We start from the raw sequence: 20,574 nt of genomic DNA, 5'->3' as shown, positions 1-20,574 counted from the left end.
CCATGCTTTTTCGCAAGTCGCTGTACTATCACGAGCATGGATCGCTGTTTTTCATTAAGTAACGATCGAGGACGATTGCCACAAGGATAATGATCGCAAACTCTTTTCCCCTGTTTAACAATGCGCCGCTAGCGAATTGGAAGATGACAATAAAGATTGCGAGGACCATCGCGGTAACAATGATCGTCTCGCGGTATTGAAGCACCTTCATGGAGGCCGATGACAAAGCGATCAGCGAAAGTTGCACGGCTAGCATGACAGGGAAAAACACGATTGGGATGCGATTGCAAAACAATGCAAAGAAACCAATTTGCGTACAGCCAACTGCGTTGATGCTTTCCTTGGATCCGGTCACGCTGGTGGTAAAGTTGTCGGCAAAGTCACCGGGGATCAATACATCAATTGGCGCCGGATTCTTGATGTCTTCGGCATACTCCATCGAGAGCAGGACTTTCTCAAACCCATTGATGCGATTCAAAATTCTACTGCCCGATTTTTCATCGGTAGCAGCAAATACTTTGGCGAAATCAACCATTTCAGTAATGCTCATCTCTTGGCCACGTAGTCGGGCGAAGCGATAGTAATTGACATACTTGTATAGAACCAAGCAGGAAGATGCTGCGAAAAACAAGAAAACGTAAAGGGCGATTGGTGGCCTTCGGTTTGTCGTTGAATACTGAAAGAGTACTAACGCAGCGATCACCACGACGTAAACGAGTGAGTATTTTGACCCAATGCCCAGGTCCATTAATACGAATGCCATGGTCACGGTGGAAGCGAGTGCCGCTTTTAACAGGCTCCGTTTTACTACCAACGCGTGATAGATGGTCGCGGTGAGCAGAAGTAATAAGCCAAATCGGCAGTAGATCACCACGACGCCAGTAACCAATGGGATTGCGCCCGAAATTTGGGCACCCGGTACGCCCCATCCCAATCGATAAGACGCGATCCATTTAACGACGAGGCTAACAAGGATGACTGAATAGAGCAGCGGTTCGTTGATTCGTCCGTGGCGTTTCATCTCCAGTTGAGGTGCGAGCTTCGTTCGGGATAGCCAAATTGCCAGCCAACTTGCTGATACGCCTGTTGCAGCCATGGTGAGCGCGAGTCCGAACGATGGCGAAGTGGCTCGATCGCCATCGCCAAAAATCATAACGACGACTGTGTTGTCGGGGTTATATGAGGCAACCGCTTTGTAGACGTACGCGAACAGTAAGTAGAAGCAGAAGGGCGAGAGCAATATGAAGGTGATTTGGTTTGGCTTGATGGATTGTGAAAGGGCAATCGTCAGCAATGTTCCCGTGACAACCCATGCGGCCACTGCAAAAGCACTTACAAATGGGCCTTCAACGCCGATGCAAAGCAACGCAAAAATGCTCGTTGCCACGACGGCGAACGGCATTACTTTCAACCTTTTCTGGTTAAGCATAAGCCTACACAAACCTCGCTTGAACCCAGCAGTAACTCTGCCTTAGCGAAGTGAACCGCAGTGGTCTCAATTTCATTGTCATTGAGTGACTGCCTGGTTCTCAGAGGTGGCCAAGGCTTCCGCTTTGGAGGGACTGTTATCTTGATGGTAGGATGGGACGAGCGTTCTTAACGCATTGAAAATGCCGCTACGATCCAAATCTGCTATTTCAAGAAGGCGATCGAGCGGCTCGCCAACGATCCTATCCTGGAAGTCGCTTGCATATGCGGCACGAACCTTGGGGTGGGAAGTTGCGATCGTTGCTTCATCATCAAAGTAAAGCTCCTCGTAGAGCTTTTCTCCCGGACGAACGCCGACAAAGTCAAACTCAATGCTCCCTGGTGGAAGCCCGCTGAGCGTGACTAGGTCTTCGGCAAGTTGCACGATTCGGACGGGGTCGCCCATGTCCAACACGAAGATCTCTCCACCTTGGCACATCGACGCGGACTGCAAAACAAGTTGCGATGCTTCTGGGATTGACATGAAGTAGCGTGTCATTCGTTCGTCGGTGATCGTAATTGGACCGCCACGTCGAATTTGTTCTTGGAACCGTGGAATGACACTTCCCGCACTGCCGAGGACATTTCCAAAACGAACGACGGCAAATTTGGTGTGGCTCGACTGTGCTAGGTCGTATACAACACGTTCGGCCAGATGTTTGGTGCATCCCATGACGCTGGTTGGGTTGACTGCTTTGTCGGTACTGACCATGACGAAGTGACCCACACCATATTGGTCGGCCAATGAGGCAATGTTTTGTGTGCCCCCGATATTATTTTTTACTGCCTCGCCAGGATGCATTTCCATCAGTGGAACGTGCTTATGAGCAGCAGCATGAAAAACGATTTCTGGTTGCCGTTCACGATAAAGTCGGTCCATTCGAGGATGATCCGTGATGTCACCAATTTCGACATGGAGAGTAACTGCTTTTTCTTCAGCGATAGGAGCAAGTTCGTGGAGTATCGCATGAATTCGATTTTCACCACGTCCTAGCAGACTCAGTTCGCCGGGGTTGAAGTTTAAGAGTTGACGACAGATCTCGGAACCGATGCTGCCGCCAGCTCCTGTGACGAGCACTCGCTTTCCGGCGATCAGCTTGGCGACTTCTGTTGTGTCTAGCTGTACCGGATCGCGTTTTAGCAAATCTTTGATGTCGAGGGGCCGCAGCGGAATTTTACTGCCCCCTGACATGGCGTCTTCGAAACGCGGCAATACCCGAACCGTTAGCTCGGCTTCGTTGCACAGGGCGATCAGTTTGCGAAGCTCTTTTCCACCGAGGCTACCCGAAGGAACGAGAATGTCGACAGCTCCAATTTTATTGGCGATTTGAACGACGTCGGAAATATGTCCCATTACGGGCACGCCGCCCATGATTGCTTTACGGCGGAAGTCAGAGTCGGTGCCAAGTAACGCTTTGACTCGGCAAGGCATTGCCGGATTGGAATTAATTTGGGATGCCAGTTGGCCGAACCGGTGACCGGTGCCAATCAAAATTGCAGGAGTTGCCGTCTTTCCGCTAACAACACTAGCGAATGATTCATCCGCAAATCGCCAAAGACTCCGTAGTCCGCCAATGACAAGAATTGTCGTAAAGGTGTCAAGCACAATTGCCAGCCGCGGTATGGCTCCCGAAAACTGCATGAAGAAGTAGTCCACAAAGGCAATGGATACCATTGACATTAATGAGACTTTTAGCAGCGACCGCAGATCTGCGAAGGTGACATAGCGCCACCAGCCATGGAAGTGAGAGCCGAAGTAGAAAACGACCAATTTCAAAAGCACGACCGGTCCGATCGTTGACCAGAATAAACGGGTGCGGCTTTCGTTTAGTTCAAAATTGAATCTAGCAAAGTACGCAAACGCGTAGATTGCTGTAAATAAGATGGTATGAAGCACCAATAACAGCGGCAATCGCATTGCGGGATGCCGAAGCACATCGGGCAACAGTTGCAAGCCCGCATTGGGTAAATGGCCCCGTTGCGCATACGGCTTTTTCGCCGACGGTGTTTGCGTTGATGTTGTGTGATCGTTCACGATTTAATAGCACATAAAATTGTATGGGTATTATGACGAAAGTTCTGTTGCAAAATATTGCATCGAGTATGTAATGGAACTCTTGATGGATTTGACTACATCGTCAAGTGGTTAACTCGATGTCGATTGCAAGGGTCGTGAACCTTTTTTGCTTTCCCGATAGTAGGCTTTATGCGTTTCACCATAACCATATCCATAGGCCTCCGCATCATAACCTCCCGTGTATCCATAGCTTCGATCTTTGGTTTGATAACCGTTAACAACGATTGCCGCAATTGATGCTCCGGTTTGACGGAGGATGTCGCGTGCTCGTTTTGCGCTGCGACGTCCATTTTTCACAATCCGAACAGTTAATAGAACCGCGTCTGTTTCTTCGGAGACGATCGTTGCGTCGGACACCGCTAATACTGGGGGCGTGTCGACAATGATGAAGTCAAATTCCGATCGCCATGCATTTAGCAGCTGAGCAAATTTGTCGGATTGAAGTAGCTCGGACGGGTTCTCGGGAATTGATCCTGCCGAGACGGCAAACAAATTGTCTTGCACTGTGGTTTGGACAACTTTCGAAGGATCCAAACTTTGCCTCAACGCATCGGAAAGTCCAAGCGATCCTTCCAAGTGCAAGAGCCGTCCGACACGAGGTTTTCTAAGGTCTGCATCAATGATCAGTGTTCGCTTACCGGTTTGAGCAAACGCCGTTGCTAGATTGACACTTGTCGTACTCTTTCCGTCACCGGGCAACGGAGATGTTACCTGGAATACGTGAAGCCCTTTCGCTTTCGCTTCCACAAGCAATCCGGTTCTCATCACGCGAAAGACTTCGGCAGAAGGGCTGCGCGGTTGGTGGTAGACTCGTATCGATGAATCGATTTTCAGTGGTGGGTCTTTGCGTTTGCGTTTAAACGGTTCGAATCGTGGCACATGCGCTAGAACGGGAGCCCCGAGTGTGTGTTGAACGTCATCGGGATCGACAAAAGTCGTGTCCATGACATCGGCGAGCAAAGCGGTGCCAAAGCCAAGTAACCCACCGGCAAATATTCCAAGGGCTAGAACGATCAATGGATTTGGCCAACTCGGTCTTCTTTGCGTTTCAGCGTCGCCAATGACATCGGTCGAAAAACCAGCGTAGTCGCGTACGAAGTTCAATTCTTTGAGCGTATCTTGAGTGTCTTTGAATAGCTCTTGACGGCGTAACACTTCGCGACGCATTGTCTCGGTTTGCATTTCAACTTGCTCAAGTTCTTTCGCAAGTATTAGTTCGGCCCCGCTTCGTCGGATCAAAACCTCACGACGTTTTTGAATGCCGGACAAGTCGTTTTTCAGAAGCCCCACATACGTCTGAAGCATTTCCGCCGGTTCCATTCGTTCACGAATTTCACTTGCGGTTATTTTTGCCGAGTTCTCGTCAATGAATTGACGCATCAGGTCAATCTGCTCGCGAATCGAAACCACTTGTGGGTGGCCTTCGCTAAATTTCTCAGCTAGTTTTTTCTCTTTCATGACAAGTTGTAGATATTCGTCATACTCTGCTCTTGCCGTTTCTTGACGAATCGGTTGTTCGGCCTGGAAAGCCTCGCTTGCGACATCGCCACGCGTGATTTCGTATAGCAACTTTAATCGATTGACTTCCTTTTCACTAAGGAGCGCCAAGCGGTTGAAGTCGGTGATTGAATTGGGATCCGTGTTTTGTAAGAAATCGGTGATCACCGCTAACCGGGACTCTACCTCTGCCTCTTGTTCGGTGAGTTCAAGAAGGGATTCTTCGATCTTCATGAGACGATCTTTGTGGATGTTGCGCGCCTTCTGGCCGTCCCACATCAACGTGCTCGAAGCAACATGGCTCGCGAATGCTTCTTCAGCGTCCTTTACATCTTGAGCCGTTTTATCCGAGAGTTCCGTTAGTAGATCGACTGCTTGAGTGCTCGTTCCTTCAAAGTGTTCTTTTAGATAGGCAGCGTACTCATCAAAAATCGCTCGCAAAATGACTGCACAATCAGATGGAGAGGGGTCGTCGTAAGATGCTTGCAAGATATGAGCATCGCGGGCGACTCCCTCGCCACCTTTGGATACGGAAAGATTGTCCATGACAAATTTGAGCGAAGACCTACCTTCGGCGACCACTTCGGCAATACTCGCTAGGTCTTCCAAGCCATGTTTGTCGATCGCTGTTTGCAAGATACGACGACTCGTCATCAGTTCGATGTGTGTCGACAAAACGTCTTCGGCCGCTTCGGCACCTTCCACTGACGAATCCGAGGTTGCACCCTTGACCAGATCGCCCGACTTTTGCCCAACCAAGATTTCCATCTTGGCGCGATAGGTTGGCGGAGTCAGGAAAAAGTAAAGGACAGCGGCGGCGACGCCTAGAAATAGGCCAAGTGCAATGAAGCCCTTTCGTCGGCGCAACATGCCGAGCAGGTCTAAAATGTCTGTGTCGCCGGCAGATTCGTTAGGCGAAGAAATAGTTGTGTCATTCATAGATGGGTCAGTCCGGATTATTCTTGTGCCGTCAACGATGGTGTCAAATTTTGCTTTAAACTTTGGTTGTGATGCAGGCGTTTGGCTTGATTGAAAAAGCGACGATATTTTTCGCTTTCGGGTGACAAATGCATCGCTATACGAGCTTCGTTCACAGCTTGCTCACCGTTTTCGGCTCGGTAAAGCACCAATGCATATTGATATCGAAGTTCAGGGTCTTTTGGGTCGGTTTGTACGGCTTGGCTGAAACTATTGAGTGCAGATTCAAAATCGCCTTTTGCAGACGCAATCATTCCCTCGGCGGAATCGCGGGGTACGCCTTCTGCTAAATTTTCGATTGCAATCTGATGCGCCTTATCCAGCAATTGGTCGTGAAAAGCGTCTGCTGACGGCTCTTTTGCGACAATTCTCGCTAATCGGTACGGCACCACCCAGCTTTCTGGCATGAGGCAATCGACAACGTCCTGATCGCTCAACCTTAGCCGAGACAACCGATAAATCAAATCGAGATGGGATGTATCGTTGGCAAGTGTCCGACGCCATTGGGATGTCATCGAATCGACGTCACCTGCGGCCCAGGCCAATAGGCCATTGCCCAGGCTGAGGTCGGGGTCGACGACAGCCAAGCGAGTGGAATATTCAAACGGCTTTTGCCAATCGAGCCCCGAGGCACAGGCAAGCAGGGCGGTTCGCAATTGCGTCCGAGCTTGGAGCGGATTGTCCGCCAATGAAATGTGCAACTGTTGCCAAGCTTCCTGAAGAGACGGCTCCTGGCGAATGACTTGCTGAATCTGTTTCCGTTGTTCCTGCGGAAGGTCGGTTTGGTAGAGCGAGGTGATGATCAGTTCGAGCGAGGTATTGTCCCAGTCGGCGACGGGACTTGCCGCTGGTAGGTTTTCGACTTGACCGGATCGAATTTGATCATAGGTCGCTCGTTGAGCTTGGTGAAAAAGCAATTGGATTAAGCGTCTGCGGAGTGGTTCATTGTGCGGACTTTGCTCGAGTTCGGATTTGAGTTGTTCGATCCACTCCGCCGTGGTTGAAAGGTTCGGTGACGGATTTGAGGGAGCGAAACGGGTACTCGCAAGCAACCGATCTGCATGCACGCATCGCGATTGATGCCACATTGCAGCGAGCAAACCGGCTGAAACGAGGACCGGAATCACCCATGAACAAGCGGTAGCCAAACGGTTTGAGTGGGGCGCCGATGCGGCTACCGTCTTTTTGGCATTCGGTTTCCACTGACTCAGGCGGTTTCGATCGCTTGACGCATGCAAGGCTGCTCCAACCAAAACAGCAAATGCCAAAAGATTCGCAGGCATCATCAAGCCAAAGTCGGTGAACGCATGGATCGATGTCATCGCCAAAACGCCTAGTGCTGAAATGCCGATCGCTTGCTTTTCCAGACTTCGATCTGACTGGCAAAGATGAATGACGGCTGAGAAAGCAGCGAATAAAAATAGGCCAAGGAACATCAGGCCAACCACGCCCGTTTCCATAAAAAGTTCAAGATATTGATTGTGAGCATACAGAAACCAACCAGCCGCAGGAGTCGGCTCAAATGGCAAATAGGCGTATCCGTACGTCCCCACCCCTGAGCCAAATGGAATGTACTCCATTGCCGCGGGCAACGCTTCGAACCAGTGATCCCAGCGGCTATCTTGCATTATTTCGTTCCATTGCAAGCTTTCTACCTCGCGGTTGATCGCATCTCCAAATCCAGCAAATTGCACCGCGGAAATCGACGCAATTGCCGCGATGGCGATCAGGAATATTCGAGTAGGTTGGCGTTTCTGGTTACGACGTCGCCAACACACCGGGATCGCAATAGAAGCAAGCGTAAATGAAAGCCAAGCACCGCGAGAAAATGTCAACAATAGGCCACAGGAAATCCAAAGAACCAGCAGCCAAGAGGCAATCAATTGGGGGCTGGATATTATGCGCTGCAATGCGCCCGATATTTGGTACTCCTTACTGCTCGATTGGATCAGTTTTCGATCGAGATACCATGCGAGTCCGATTGCACAAAACAGGGCCATGCCAAGAAAATCGGCTGCGTGGTTCTGGTTTAAAAAAGTGCCAAAAGGATTACTGCCTGCGGGGTTCGGAGTGTTCCAAAATATTTCATGTGGACGATTGACTCTTTGGATAACCCCCCAGAATACCTGTGCCGCACCGCAAACGGCTATCGTTGTCAATAACGCCATCCTCGATCGGCGACTTTGGAACAGCAACATTCCTAGCAGCAAACCGGCTACGCCAATCATCGCCATCGCCAGCCAAGTTTGGGTCGCCCAGGGCACAAGCGTGAATGGAAAGGTCCAATCCGAAATGGCTTCGCTGCCATAAGTGTGGCGAAGCATTTCAACACCACCGATCCCAAATGACATTGCACGAGGGATCTGTATTAACTGAAATAATCCGTATAGCATCAGCCCCAATACGGGAAGCATCGTCGGCCACACCCCCAAAAGGCTACGGCGTACTGAGCCAAATTCCATCCAGACCAAAACCATCGCAGCGCAGAGTAGTGCCAGTACATAGAATCGTGCCGTTGAATAGTAGCTGCCAATCATCCAAACGGATGCGAAGAGGGTCACAAGTGTGATGACCCTCGCTAAATCGAGAAACAGAAATTGCGTGACGCGTTCTGACTTGCTCTTCGGATGCGAGGCCCCCTGAGACTTGCGCGAACGAAGCTTAGACGATTGGGTGGTAGATACCATGGCGATCGATTACAGAATGGTCTGTTCGATCCATCGAACCAAATGAAGAATATGCGAAAAGTATCTAAATGTAGATATGAGACTCTTCTCGACAATACACCGAGATGCTGACCGCAGCTAGTTTCGCCTCTTTTGTTAGCGTTTAATTAATCAAAACACGGCAGAGGGGGTCAGTAGACACTTTGGAACCGTTGGGCCAAATCGGAAACCAATATGCGTCTTTAGTGTACCTACGATGCGAACGGATGCAACGTGAAACCAATTCGATTGAAATGGAAATCCCGAAGGGGTGAGATCCTTCACTTAAATAGGCGGTAATGCCAATCCTGCGTACATGGATGTGCTGTTGGGGGGACGAGCCGCAGATAGGATGTGCTCGAAAACACCACGGAAATCCAGGGCGCAATTGGGTTTGCTTATGGCGTAAGAAATCGACGATGTGGATCGGTTTCGATACCAAATCAATGATTGAGCGTAACTCTTTCGGCCTATGTGATTCGAGTGCTTGAGATTCGAAACAAGCATGTTCGATTATCGAAACCTCGTGAATTTGGCGGGACGTATTTGTGAGAAAAAAATGTATCCATTGCCAAATCAATGAAGCATCGAATCAAGAATACAGCTATCGATATATGTGACCCAAATCGTGCAAGAAGTGGGCTTCACACTCGACGTCCTCGGCCGAGGAAAAATTTCGCGAAGTAGAGTGCTTGAATGATCGCACCGAGTGCAGCAACAACGTAGGTCATCGCCGCCCAAAAAAGTGCTTTCCGCGCTCCTGCGTACTGGTCACCTACTGCGATGCCGACATCTTCGAGCCAGTTTAGCGCTCGCCGGCTAGCATTAAATTCCACCGGCAATGTCACCAGGCTGAACAACGCTGGCAATCCCATCGCGACCAGCAGCAGCATCGCTGTCCCATGGTTGCCGGCTATTTGTGAAATGCCTGCTCCACCGAACGCCAAGACTGGAATCGCAATGTTGCTTAGCTTCATTAGCGGTACCATCTTTGATCGTGCCGTCAACATCGCGTAGCCAGTCGCGTGTTGAACGGCATGACCGCATTCATGGGTAGCCACCGCGACGGCGGCGACATTGCGTTGGTCGTATACCACTTGGCTCAGGTTTACTGTTTTGCGTTGTGGGTCATAGTGATCGGTTAATTGGCCGGCAGTCGACATTACTTGCACATCGGTGATTCCGTTTTCAAACAGCATTCGCTCAGCCGCTTCTCGACCTGACAAAGGCATCGGATCTTTTGAAAATTCCACAAATCGTTTTCGCATTTGTGTGGAAACCATTTGGCTAATCAGTGGAATGCCAAAGAGTAATAGTAAGAAGAACGGGTCGCCCATCGGGGGCCTTTCGGTGCAGGTGGAAGCGAGTTGCGAATAGACTCGGGGGCGAACTCTACTGTTATACACACATTCGGGTTGAACGGCTATGAATTGAGCAGCGGAGGGCGATGGCGTTTCTGCTTCACCTAAAAGTTGCTGCTTTACATAAAAACGTGAAACGATCAGTCGCGATTGACTCCCTGTTTCAGCCGTTCTCCCATTTTTTTCTCTTTCATCAATTCACGCCCTTTTGCGAAGGCCGGGTCGTGCCAAAATACCAAGCAACCGTTGCAACCTTTTCCACAACATCCGGCGTTCCCCATACGGATGAACTTGGGTTCCTTGCGAACCGCATTGGCTTGCAACGCATCATTGAGTTCACTTTGGTGCAATTGATACAAGGTCTGGTCCGTCGACGGATTCGCGTTGGGTGTTTCATCGCCCGCCGTCTCCAATCGCCGCGCATCACGGTCAAGTTTCACTCTTGCGAACTCTGCTTCGGTTAACGGTTTCTCTTTGCGGATGACGGTGTAGATGGGCAGTTTTTCTCGCAGTGTCGTTTGATCTTCATGATCAAAGAGCGCAAACGGAATTCGTAAACGTTTGCCTTGTCCGGCGTGCATGAGGTCCACTCGCCCGGTTTGACCAGCCACTTCAAATTCATACAGCCGCAATCGAATCACGTCATCCGATTGTGGCGGGATAAATTCGAGCACGTCACCGGCGTCGAGCCGATTCCGGATGTCAATGATCAATGCGTCTTCTTCGTGGGCTTCGACGAAGCCAGCAAACGCTGCGGCGGCGACTTGGCCGGTATGTTGATATCCGTGTGCCAAATTCGTCAACCTGCCGTCGTGAAATGCGAGCGTGTATCCACGGTTGGGCACTCGATCGAGTTCGGCGATGTAGGGTTCCGGAGTCCAAGATTCCGGATCACGTTGCCAGGCATCGATCGCCATTCGATAGGCACGCGCGACGACGGCGACGTAATACATACTCTTGTTGCGACCTTCGATCTTCAGCGAATCAACGCCAAGTCGCAGGTACTCATCTAGCTTTGGAAGCAAACATAAATCTTTGCTGTTCAATATGTAGGAACCACGTGCATCCTCGACGATAGGCATCAATTCGCCTGGCCGAACTTCTTCTTCCAAGAGAAATTCGAACATCTCGCGATTCGAACCGTCGATGATCAACTCTTGCACCGTGCCATCTTTTAGACGCAAGTGCAATTTGTAGTTCCAGCGGCAACTGTTCGCGCAATTGCCTTGATTGGCCCCGCGTTCACACATGAAATTGGACAACAAGCAGCGGCCGGAATAGGTCATACACATTGCGCCATGAACGAATGCTTCGAGTCTCACATCGGGGCAATCCCGCCGGATTTCAGACAACTCTTCAAACGAAACCTCTCTCGCAAGAACAACCAGTTCGGCACCTTGCGATTGCCAAAATCGAACCCCTAGTGAGGAGCATACATTGGCTTGTGTCGAGACATGCAGGGGGATCTCTGGGGCACGCTGGCGAACATATTGGAACACCCCGGGGTCGGCAACGATCAGGCCATCGGGTTGGACCGATTTGACGGTGTCAATGAAAACATCGAGCTTCGATACATCCTTGTTGTGAGCGAACAAGTTTAGAGTCAGGTAAACGCGGACGCCATGTTGGTGGGCAAAACCGATTCCTTCGACCACTTCGTCAAGCGAAAAATCGGATTTTGTCCTCAGGCTCATGTCGGGCGTGCCTAAATAGACGGCATCAGCACCATATAAGACGGCAACCTTCAGCTTTTCCAGCGAACCGGCAGGCATTAGTAATTCGGACTTCAGCGACACAGGCAATTTCTCCCCTTGTATACGTTCTCTCAGGAAGTATCGCATGAGGCACGGAAAAAATGTAGTGCTCGGTCCGAGCGACCGTTCGGGAACAAAATCAGCGGGGGGGAACCGCTGGGATTGCTTGACCAACCCATTCCAATAGTTAGAGTGGGGTAGTAGGTCCAAACCTTGGGCCTCGAATCTTTGATGGACACAAACAACCAGTTTCGCAGACACGGCGTTTTTGAATGCCAAGACGAGACTCCCGCCTGGATCCCAATTGCATGTTCGCCCTGAAAAACCTGCTCAGTCTGGTCTTTTTCCTCTCGTTTTGCCTGTTGTTGGCAACCGATTCTGTCTTTGCCCAAGAGCCGCCAGCCGAGCAAGCTGAAGAAGTTCCAGCACCCGAAGCTCCAGCACCCGAAGCTCCAGCACCCGAAGCTCCTGCACCCGAAGCTCCTGTACCCGCAGCTCCTGTACGCGTCGTTCCTGCCGTGGAACCCTCGCCGTCGGCGTCGTACTCGGTTTCCACGGAAAGCCTTAATCGCTTGCTTCATCCCGAGGTGGCGGACAGCTTGGGGCTGAACGACCAACAACGTGCTGCGCTCCAATCGCTACTAGAGAAGCGGACCGAAATATCAGCTTCGGCCGATGCGGAGGACAAAACGCAACGTCTTGAGGCAATCGACCAACAAGTTCGAGACACGCTTAATGCGGACCAATTGAAAGAGTGGGCGGATCAAGGTGAAACGAAAAACTTGCGTTTCCAATTTCGCGAACAACTTTGGGGCGACGTGTTGCAGTGGTTCGCTCGCCAAGAAGGTTTGACGTTAGTGATGAATCAAGTCCCAGCTGGAACCTTCACTTACACCGACACTCGATCTTACAGCGCGGCTGAAGCGATTGATCTTCTTAACAGTATCCTGCTAACGCACGGCTACACGCTTGTTCGTCGCGAGAAAATGCTGACGGTTTTACAGCTTTCCAATTCGATTCCCATCGAGTTGGTCCCGCGAGTCGAGTTAAAGAATTTGCCAAGCCGTGGCAAATTCGAATTGATCAGCGTGTTGTTTTCTCTTGGAAAGCGTCCGGTAGATGCTGTGATGAAAGAGGTCCAGCCCTACCTCGGTTCCTTTGGACGTGCAGTGCCATTGCCGCAAAGCAAACAGTTGTTGGTGATTGAAACAGCGGGAAAGATGGAGACGATCAACGTTCTGATCAATACCGTTCCGGAACCGTCACGTCCCGAGCGGCCCAAGGAACCCGAAAAACCGCCAACGCCGGTATTCGCTTCTTATGCGCTTGGTGAACTTGATCCGACGATCGCGCTGAAAACGATCAAGGAGCTGATCGGTAGCGAGCGAATCGCTGTCGATGAAAAGACGAGGCTCATGACGGCCTATGTCGTACCGGGCCAACAGTCAGCGATCCAATCGGCGATCGAAAAGATGCGGCAGAATTTGGAGGAGGCGCCCGCAAGTGTATCGGTCGCTTACCCACTGCGCAGCGGAAGCGAAGAACAAATCCGCGAACAAGTCACCGCAATCGCGCCGCGTGCAACGGTCAGTATTGACGAAAAGGCGGCCCGTGTGTTGATTACCGCTGCACCGGAGGACCAGAAACGCTTGGCTGATGCTTTCACCGCCATGGGCATTTCGGCACTCGAATCCGACATGGACGTGCAAGCCTTCCAAGTCGAGCCTGCACAGGCACGGGTGATATCAGGCTCGCTGCAGAGCATGATTCCGGAGGCACAGGTCGTCGGCAACACGTCTCTAGGAACGGTGGTGGTTCGTGGCAGTACCGAGGACTTGGCTTTGGCCTCCGAGGTGATCCAACGATGGCGTGGGACGGACACAGCAAGCGGCACCGTTCTGCACCCCTTTGACCTACCTCGCCCAGGCACGCCGGCTTGGCTCACAACGATCGAAAAAGTGGTGCCTCAAGCCAAGATTTGGCTGAGCTCGGATGCGAAACAGCTGATCTTGTTAGGGTCTAGCGAAGAAAAGACGCGGATCGAAACGATGTTACCTCAATTATTGACCGCGCTGCCACAACCGCCTGATCGCGTGTTGAAAACTTATTCGCTTTCGGCAGCCGAGTTACAGCGATGGCAAGAATTCCAACCGTCTTTGGCCCAGCATTATCCTGAGGTTCGGCCGATTATTCGTGCGGCGGGCGAAGACGGTTCGTCGGAGTTGGTCGTTTGGGCTACCGAAGAAAATCAAGCTCGTGTTAGCGAAGCGGTTGGGCAAGTGAAGCAGGCGACGCCCGAGGCTGAAATGCAATGGCCGAAGACTTATGATCTCGAAAAACGTGATCCCAGTCTATTCAGCGAACTGCTTCGGATGCGGTTCCCAGGAGTTCGTGTTACGCTTGATCCGCCATCGGGCAAGTTGACGGTGTGGGCTGAACCGGCAACACACGCGAAAGTTGGCGAGTTGCTTGCACAGGTAGCTGACGAATTGCCAATCGATCCAGAGTTGATCTTGAAAAGCTATCGGGTCGAGGGACGTACGCCGGTGGAACTACAGGGATTGCTTGCTCCGGTGATCGCCTCGGTTACCGCTTCGGGTAGTCGCGGTTCGTTTAAGCCGATTGGTACGATCACGGTGGACAATGCGGTTCAGCGATTGATGATCATGGCGACGGAGGAGGCTCACCAGCAGATCGACCAATTCGTCGCCGAATTGAGCAAGCCGCTTCCCGCCGAACAGGAATTGATCCTTCTGGCCTACACTCTTAATGAAGCTCAACCGTCCGACGTGAAGGTGCTAATTGACAAAACGATCGAAGGAGCATCCGTCATTGCGGACGATCGTCGGCAACAGTTGGTCGTGACTGCGACTCTGGCACAACACGGGCGAATCAAGACCTTGCTTAGCGAGGTTGACCGACCCGCATCAAAGTATGCCACAGAGCAAGTGCGTGCCTATGAGTTGACGGATTTACAAGCCGCATCGGTGCTTCCGACGCTGCAATCGATGTGGCCTCGGATGAAGTTAACGGTCGATACGAAAAACAATCGCGTTGTTGCTTCCGGTAACTTGGAAGACCACGAGGCGTTTCAATTATCGATCGAGCGACTCAATATGGCTCCTTCCGGTGAAGAGATGCGAGTCCAGACATATGACGTTCCCATGGGCGACCTACGCACCCTGCCAACGGTGCTGAACCAAATCGCACCGCAAGCCATTATCAGCACCGATGCAATCAATCGTGCGATCATCGTGTGGGCCAGTGACGAGCAACACAAGCGGATTACCGCCGCGATCGAACAACTCAGTGCCACTGCCGAAGGTCGGCGTGAGATTGAAATCTATGAAGTCGCACCGGAAAAAGCCGTGATCGTTCGCTACGTATTGACTTCGCTATTCCCTACGGCGCAGGTCGGCGTTGATGCCGCCAGCGGTCAATTGACGGTCTTGGCATCGAAGGATCTGCAAGTCAAGATCGCCGAAGTTCTCGAAAAGACGAACAAAGCCGACAAAGAAGGGTCGAAACTTGAGCCACGTCTTTATGACACGACCGACTCGATTCGCACGGCGTTTACGAGTGTTTTGCGGACAACGGTTCCTCGAGCCTCGGTTGTTGTCACAGGCTCTTCGGACCTAAATCGGCTAATGGTTTTGGCATCGCCCAACGATCACGAGCGGGTTGCGGCGCTGTTGCAGCGATTGTCGGATGAGGCGGGGCCGACACCAAAGACAAGTGCGCAGGCGTACGAATTAAGCGACACAGATCCAGTTGCTTTTCAAACGTTCTTGGCGGAACGCGTACCCCAAGCCAAGATCCTCAGCGGTGCCGGAACGAATCGTTTGGTGATTGCAGCGACCGAACAAGGGCATGTTGCGATTGAAGAAATCCTTGGAGAACTGGAAACGGCGTTTGGGGAAGCCGGTCATCGAGATTTGCAGGTCTATCAAGTTCGCAAGGACTTGACGCAACAGGCCGTCACGGGGGTTACGACCGAAATACCGCGTGCACGACTGCTGCCAAGTAACGATCCTGAGCGAATCGTGATTTTGGCATCTCCCACCGAACATGCGAAGTACGCAAAATGGCTCAAACAGTTGCATGATCAAGTGCCTGAGCCTGAGCCGACCACTTCGGAAGTCTACCCGCTTGAATATGGTGACCCGAGTGGCGCGGTGCGGGTCTTGCAGACGTTGCTTCCTAAGGTGGTGTTCGCAGCGGATTTGCTTGGCAAGTCAATTGCCGCCACGGCGACGTCCGAAGATCACGAGACGATCAAAGGGTTCATCGAACAATATGACAATCGGCAAATGGACGATGCCGAAACAATGGTGTTTGAGCTTGGTGATACGGATGCTCTTTCGCTTTCGCAAGCGGTCACGCAAATGGCCCCGACCGCTCGCGTGACCGTTGACCGGCTAAGCAACCGGCTGATCGTGACGGCGCCCCAGAAAACCTTGGCGAAGATCACCGAAGCAGTCCAAAGTATGGAATCCGATACTGGGAATCGTCGGAGTACCAAGAGTTACGAATTGAACCAAGGAAACTCCTATACGCTATCGACCGCGATCCAAGGTTCTTTCCCACGCGTGAAAATCTCGTCTGACTACTCCAACAATCGGTTGATTATTTCAGCTACCGACGGCGAGCATGCTGAAATCACCAAGTTGTTCGAGGGGCTCAATTCAGGAAGCGACAAAGTCACTCGCAATTACGAATTGAAAACAGGCAACGCCTATGCACTTAGTTTGGCAGTGCGAGCAAGCTTTCCCAAAGCCACGGTCTCACCCGATACGACGACCAACAGCCTCATCGTTTCCGCATCCGAAGAAGACCAACAGAAAATCACAGAATTCATGGATTCGATGAATGTCGGTGGCGAGAAGATCACTAAAAACTATCCGCTTGAAACGGGCGACCCCTATGCATTGAGCATCGCCATACGGACGAGTTTTCCAAGGGCGACGATCTCGGCCGATAGAGCAGGCAATAGTTTGATCGTTTCGGCATCCCAGACCGATCACGAACAAATCTCGCTTGTTATTGAGGAAATGAATAGCGATGGCAAGAAGATTACAAAGAACTACTCGCTCGATTCTGGAAACGCCAATACCATGCGCATTGCCGTGTTGCAAAGTTTTCCCAATACGTCGGTCGGCGCAGATTCGGTCAGCAACAGTTTGATTGTGTCAGCAAAGGAAGCGGAGCATGCACAAATTGCGGAGCTGATCAAATCTATCAATTCCGAGGCAAAAAAGACGACGAAGAATTATGCACTCAAAAGTGGGAGTGCCACCTCGATGCGATATGCGGTTCAAGCGAGTTTCCCCAAAGCGGCGATCGGCTCCGATTCGGTCAGCAACAGTTTGATTGTGTCAGCAAAGGAAGAGGAGCACGCACAAATTGCGGAACTGATCAAATCAATCAATTCGGAGGGGCAAAAGACGACGAAGAACTATGCACTCAAAAGTGGCAGTGCCACGTCAATGCGATATGCGGTTCAAGCGAGTTTCCCCAAAGCGGCGATCGGTTCCGATTCGGTCAGCAACAGTTTGGTCGTCTCGGCTACGGAAGAAGAACACCTGCAAATCGCGGAATTGGTCAAGTCAATCAATTCCGAGGGCCAGAAGACGACGAAGAACTATGCGCTCAAAAGTGGCAAAGCCTCAACCATGCGATTGGCAGTTCAAGCGAGTTTTCCCAAAGCCTTAATCGGAGCCGATTCGGTTAGCAACAGTCTCATCGTGTCGGCTACGGAAGAAGAACACCTGCAAATCGCGGAATTGGTCAAGTCAATCAATTCCGAGGGGCAAAAGACGACGAAGAACTATGCGTTAAAAAGTGGCAAGGCCTCAACCATGCGATTGGCAGTTCAAGCGAGTTTTCCCAAAGCGTTGATTGGGTCCGATTCCGTTAGCAACAGTCTCATCGTGTCGGCTACGGAGGAAGAACACCTGCAAATCGCGGAATTGGTCAAATCAATCAATTCCGAAGGTCAAAAAACAACAAAGAACTATGCCTTGGAAAGTGGTAATGCCGCGGCAATGCGATCGGCAGTTCAAGCGAGTTTTCCCAACGCTTTAGTCGGAGCCGATTCGGCTAGCAACAGTCTTATCGTGTCGGCTACTGACGAACAACACCTGCAAATCGCGGAATTGGTCAAGTCAATTAATTCCGAGGGCCAAAAGACGACGAAGAACTATGCCTTGGAAAGTGGTAATGCCTCGGCAATGCGATCGGCAGTTCAAGCGAGTTTCCCCAAAGCGTTGGTCGGATCCGATTCGGTAAGCAACAGCCTCATCATCTCGGCCACTGAAAAAGAACACTTGCAAATCGCGGAATTGGTCAAGTCAATCAATTCCGAGGGACAAAAGACGACGAAGAGTTATCCATTGGACACTGGCAGGGCCAGTACGATGCGGTTGGCAGTTCAAGCGAGTTTTCCCAAGGCGTTGGTTGGGGCCGATTCGACGAGCAACAGTTTGATCGTTGCGGCACGAGAAGAGGAACACGCACAAATTGAGGAATTGATTGAGTCAATTAATGCCGAAGCGCAAACGACGACGAAGAGTTATCCGTTGGAAAGCGGGAGTGCCGCATCGATGCGTTCGGCGGTTCAAGCGAGTTTTCCTAAAGCGACAATCGCAGCGGATTCCACGAGTAATAGCCTGATTGTTTCGGCGACCGAGGAGGACCATGCGAAAATTGCGACATTCGTCCAGGGGCTTAATCAAGGGCAACAGCGAACGACTCAAAGCTACGTCTTGGAAGATGGCAATCCCTCAGCGTTGCGATTGGCACTGCAGGCGACTTTCCCACAAGCCACGATCGGCGCCGATAGCGTCAACGATAGCTTGATTGTGTCAGCGACCGATGAAGAACAAACGGAAATCGCGGCACTGGTGGAGCAGATCAACAATTCGCCGAATCGATCATCCGCAATGCAGGCATACCCGTTGGCCAAAGCAAGTCCTCGGGGTGTTGTGGATGCCCTGCGGGATGCGTTCGGTCGGCGATCGACGGTTGGTGTTAGTGCGGATGAAGAAAGCGGCACCGTTTTTGTTGTTGGTTTGCCACGCGATCAGGAAATCGCAGCGCAAGTCATCGAGCAAATGGATCGTATTGATCCGCTCACTCGCGACCGCCAACTTCGCGCCTTTTCGCTGTCGGGGATCGATGGCGATGAGGTTTCCGAAGCCGTGCAGAGTTTGTTCGTCGATGCGCGTCCCGAAGTGGAGGTTCGCTATGATTTTTACAACGAGCAACTCGTGGTAATCGCCAATCAAGAGCAATTAGCGATGGTCGAAGAGACGTTGGCTCAGTTCGATCCGCCGCAGCGCGAGTTGGAAATTTTTCCTTTGCAGGAGAACGATCCAAAGTCGGTGGAGGATGCCGTAATGGCTCTGTTTGCGGATTCGCCAATGAATGAAGTGCCTGCGATCACAGTGGACGAAGATCGGCAACAATTGTTGATTCGCGCCACCACGGAACAACTCGAAGATATCCGTGCGTTACTGGTCCGATTGGGTGAAACGATTTTGACGCCATACGCGGGCGGAGGGGGTGCGTCGCATCGAGTAGCGCCGAGTTCTCGCGTACGGACAATTACCGTTGGTCGTGACTCTCAAAGACTGTTGGATCAATTGAAGGAAGTTTGGCCAACGCTTCGCAAGAACCCGCTGCGCGTGATTCAATCCGAAAAGGGATCTACGCCAGAACCAATACGAGCGACGTCGCCGGCAGATAAGGTATTTTCCGAAGACGATTTGACAAAGATTGGCGATCCCGCCGTGACGCTTGTCGCGACGCAGGCGAAGGAACCGGAGAGTGAAGCGGATTCTGGGCCAATATCAGAACCAGAGCAGCCGGCTGTGTTGATTCTTCCTGGCGACGGAAAATGGATCATCGCTTCGGAAGACACTTCCGCACTCGAGATGCTAGCCACGATTATGGAAGTCGTTGTTTCCCCGCCGATCACGCCCGTCGCCGAAAGCGGGAATTTATCGGTCTACGTGTTGCAGCATGGCAATGCCGAGGACCTCGAGGATTTGCTAACGGAATTGTTCCGCCAAAATCGCAGTAGCAGCCGAAGCCGCTATTCGAGTGATTCGTCGCAGACTCGGATTGTGGCGGACACGCGTATCAATGCACTGGTCTTTCAGGGCTCGCGAGCCGATCGGGGCGTGGTCGAGGATTTGTTGGCTGTTTTGGATTCGCCAGAGTTCATCGATGCACTGCAATTGGCAACTCCTCAGATTCTGGGGATTGAAAACACGGATGCTACACGAGTCGAAGATCTACTGCGGACGGTTTACAGTAGTCAACTATCACGAGGGCGGGATCGGCCGCAAATTTCGATCCCCGAAGGGGTGTCCCAAGAAGTTGCCTCGATGCTCGAACAGATCAACGCCGAGGCCTCGGGACCACTTTTGACCCTAAGTGTCGACCAAGTTAGCAATTCGATCGTAATGCGTGCTCCGCCGGAGTTATCCCAGGAGATTCATGATTTTGTGAAGCAGGTCGATTTGCAGGCAAGCGAAAAACGTTCAGGGCGAATGCGTATCATCCCGCTGACACAGACCAATGCGGATCAGATTGAACGAGCCCTTCAACTCATGAGAGGGAATGGATCGAGCGGGGCGAGACGGCGTCGATAGGTTAGTTGGCCCTGGAAAAAGCCTGTGTGCCCCCAAAATTGCATGCGAATGTGGATATTTGCCCCAGAGCGGTTTATG

The 20,574-nt window shown here is 51.5% G+C and carries 7 protein-coding genes; 1 reads left to right on the top strand and 6 read right to left on the bottom strand.

The features are described 5' to 3' along the window. Positions 1–28: 28 nt before the first annotated feature. From CA13_RS10420 to CA13_RS10395, 6 genes are all read right to left on the bottom strand, one after another. Positions 29–1,402, bottom strand: coding sequence for a hypothetical protein (locus CA13_RS10420; RefSeq protein ID WP_146396108.1), 1,374 nt, complete (start codon positions 1,400–1,402; stop codon positions 29–31). A gap of 105 nt (positions 1,403–1,507) precedes the next feature. Continuing rightward, complete coding sequence (locus tag CA13_RS10415; RefSeq protein ID WP_146396106.1) at positions 1,508–3,502, bottom strand: nucleoside-diphosphate sugar epimerase/dehydratase; 1,995 nt, start codon at positions 3,500–3,502, stop codon at positions 1,508–1,510. 111 nt (positions 3,503–3,613) lie between these two features. After that, positions 3,614–5,980, bottom strand: a complete 2,367-nt coding sequence (locus CA13_RS10410) for a GumC family protein (protein WP_146396105.1) — start codon at positions 5,978–5,980, stop codon at positions 3,614–3,616. 17 nt (positions 5,981–5,997) lie between these two features. Next, complete coding sequence (locus CA13_RS10405; protein WP_146396103.1) at positions 5,998–8,706, bottom strand: O-antigen ligase family protein; 2,709 nt, start codon at positions 8,704–8,706, stop codon at positions 5,998–6,000. A 662-nt stretch (positions 8,707–9,368) separates the two neighbouring features. Beyond that, positions 9,369–10,061, bottom strand: a complete 693-nt coding sequence (locus CA13_RS10400) for a zinc metallopeptidase (RefSeq protein ID WP_146396101.1) — start codon at positions 10,059–10,061, stop codon at positions 9,369–9,371. 164 nt (positions 10,062–10,225) lie between these two features. Next, entirely contained in the window at positions 10,226–11,881 is a 1,656-nt protein-coding gene (locus tag CA13_RS10395; protein WP_419194161.1) for a peptidase U32 family protein, read from the bottom strand. 266 nt (positions 11,882–12,147) lie between these two features. Here CA13_RS10395 and CA13_RS10390 point away from each other — a divergent pair, with 266 nt between their 5' ends. Continuing rightward, positions 12,148–20,496 (top strand): secretin N-terminal domain-containing protein, encoded by an 8,349-nt coding sequence (locus tag CA13_RS10390; RefSeq protein ID WP_146396098.1) that lies wholly within the window; start codon positions 12,148–12,150, stop codon positions 20,494–20,496. Positions 20,497–20,574: the final 78 nt, after the last annotated feature.

The organism is Novipirellula herctigrandis, assembly GCA_007859835.1.
Taxonomy (GTDB): domain Bacteria; phylum Planctomycetota; class Planctomycetia; order Pirellulales; family Pirellulaceae; genus Novipirellula_A; species Novipirellula_A herctigrandis.
Note: the sequence above shows the minus strand (reverse complement) of the source record. Positions and strands in the feature narration are given on the sequence as shown.

Excerpts from the sequence above, each read along its gene's own strand:
- CA13_RS10420 (WP_146396108.1), bottom strand. The coding sequence starts at position 1,402 with ATGCCGTTCGCCGTCGTGGCAACGAGCATTTTTGCGTTGCTTTGCATC.
- CA13_RS10410 (WP_146396105.1), bottom strand. The coding sequence starts at position 5,980 with ATGAATGACACAACTATTTCTTCGCCTAACGAATCTGCCGGCGACACA.
- CA13_RS10405 (WP_146396103.1), bottom strand. The coding sequence starts at position 8,706 with ATGGTATCTACCACCCAATCGTCTAAGCTTCGTTCGCGCAAGTCTCAG.
- CA13_RS10400 (WP_146396101.1), bottom strand. The coding sequence starts at position 10,061 with ATGGGCGACCCGTTCTTCTTACTATTACTCTTTGGCATTCCACTGATT.
- CA13_RS10390 (WP_146396098.1), top strand. The coding sequence starts at position 12,148 with ATGTTCGCCCTGAAAAACCTGCTCAGTCTGGTCTTTTTCCTCTCGTTT.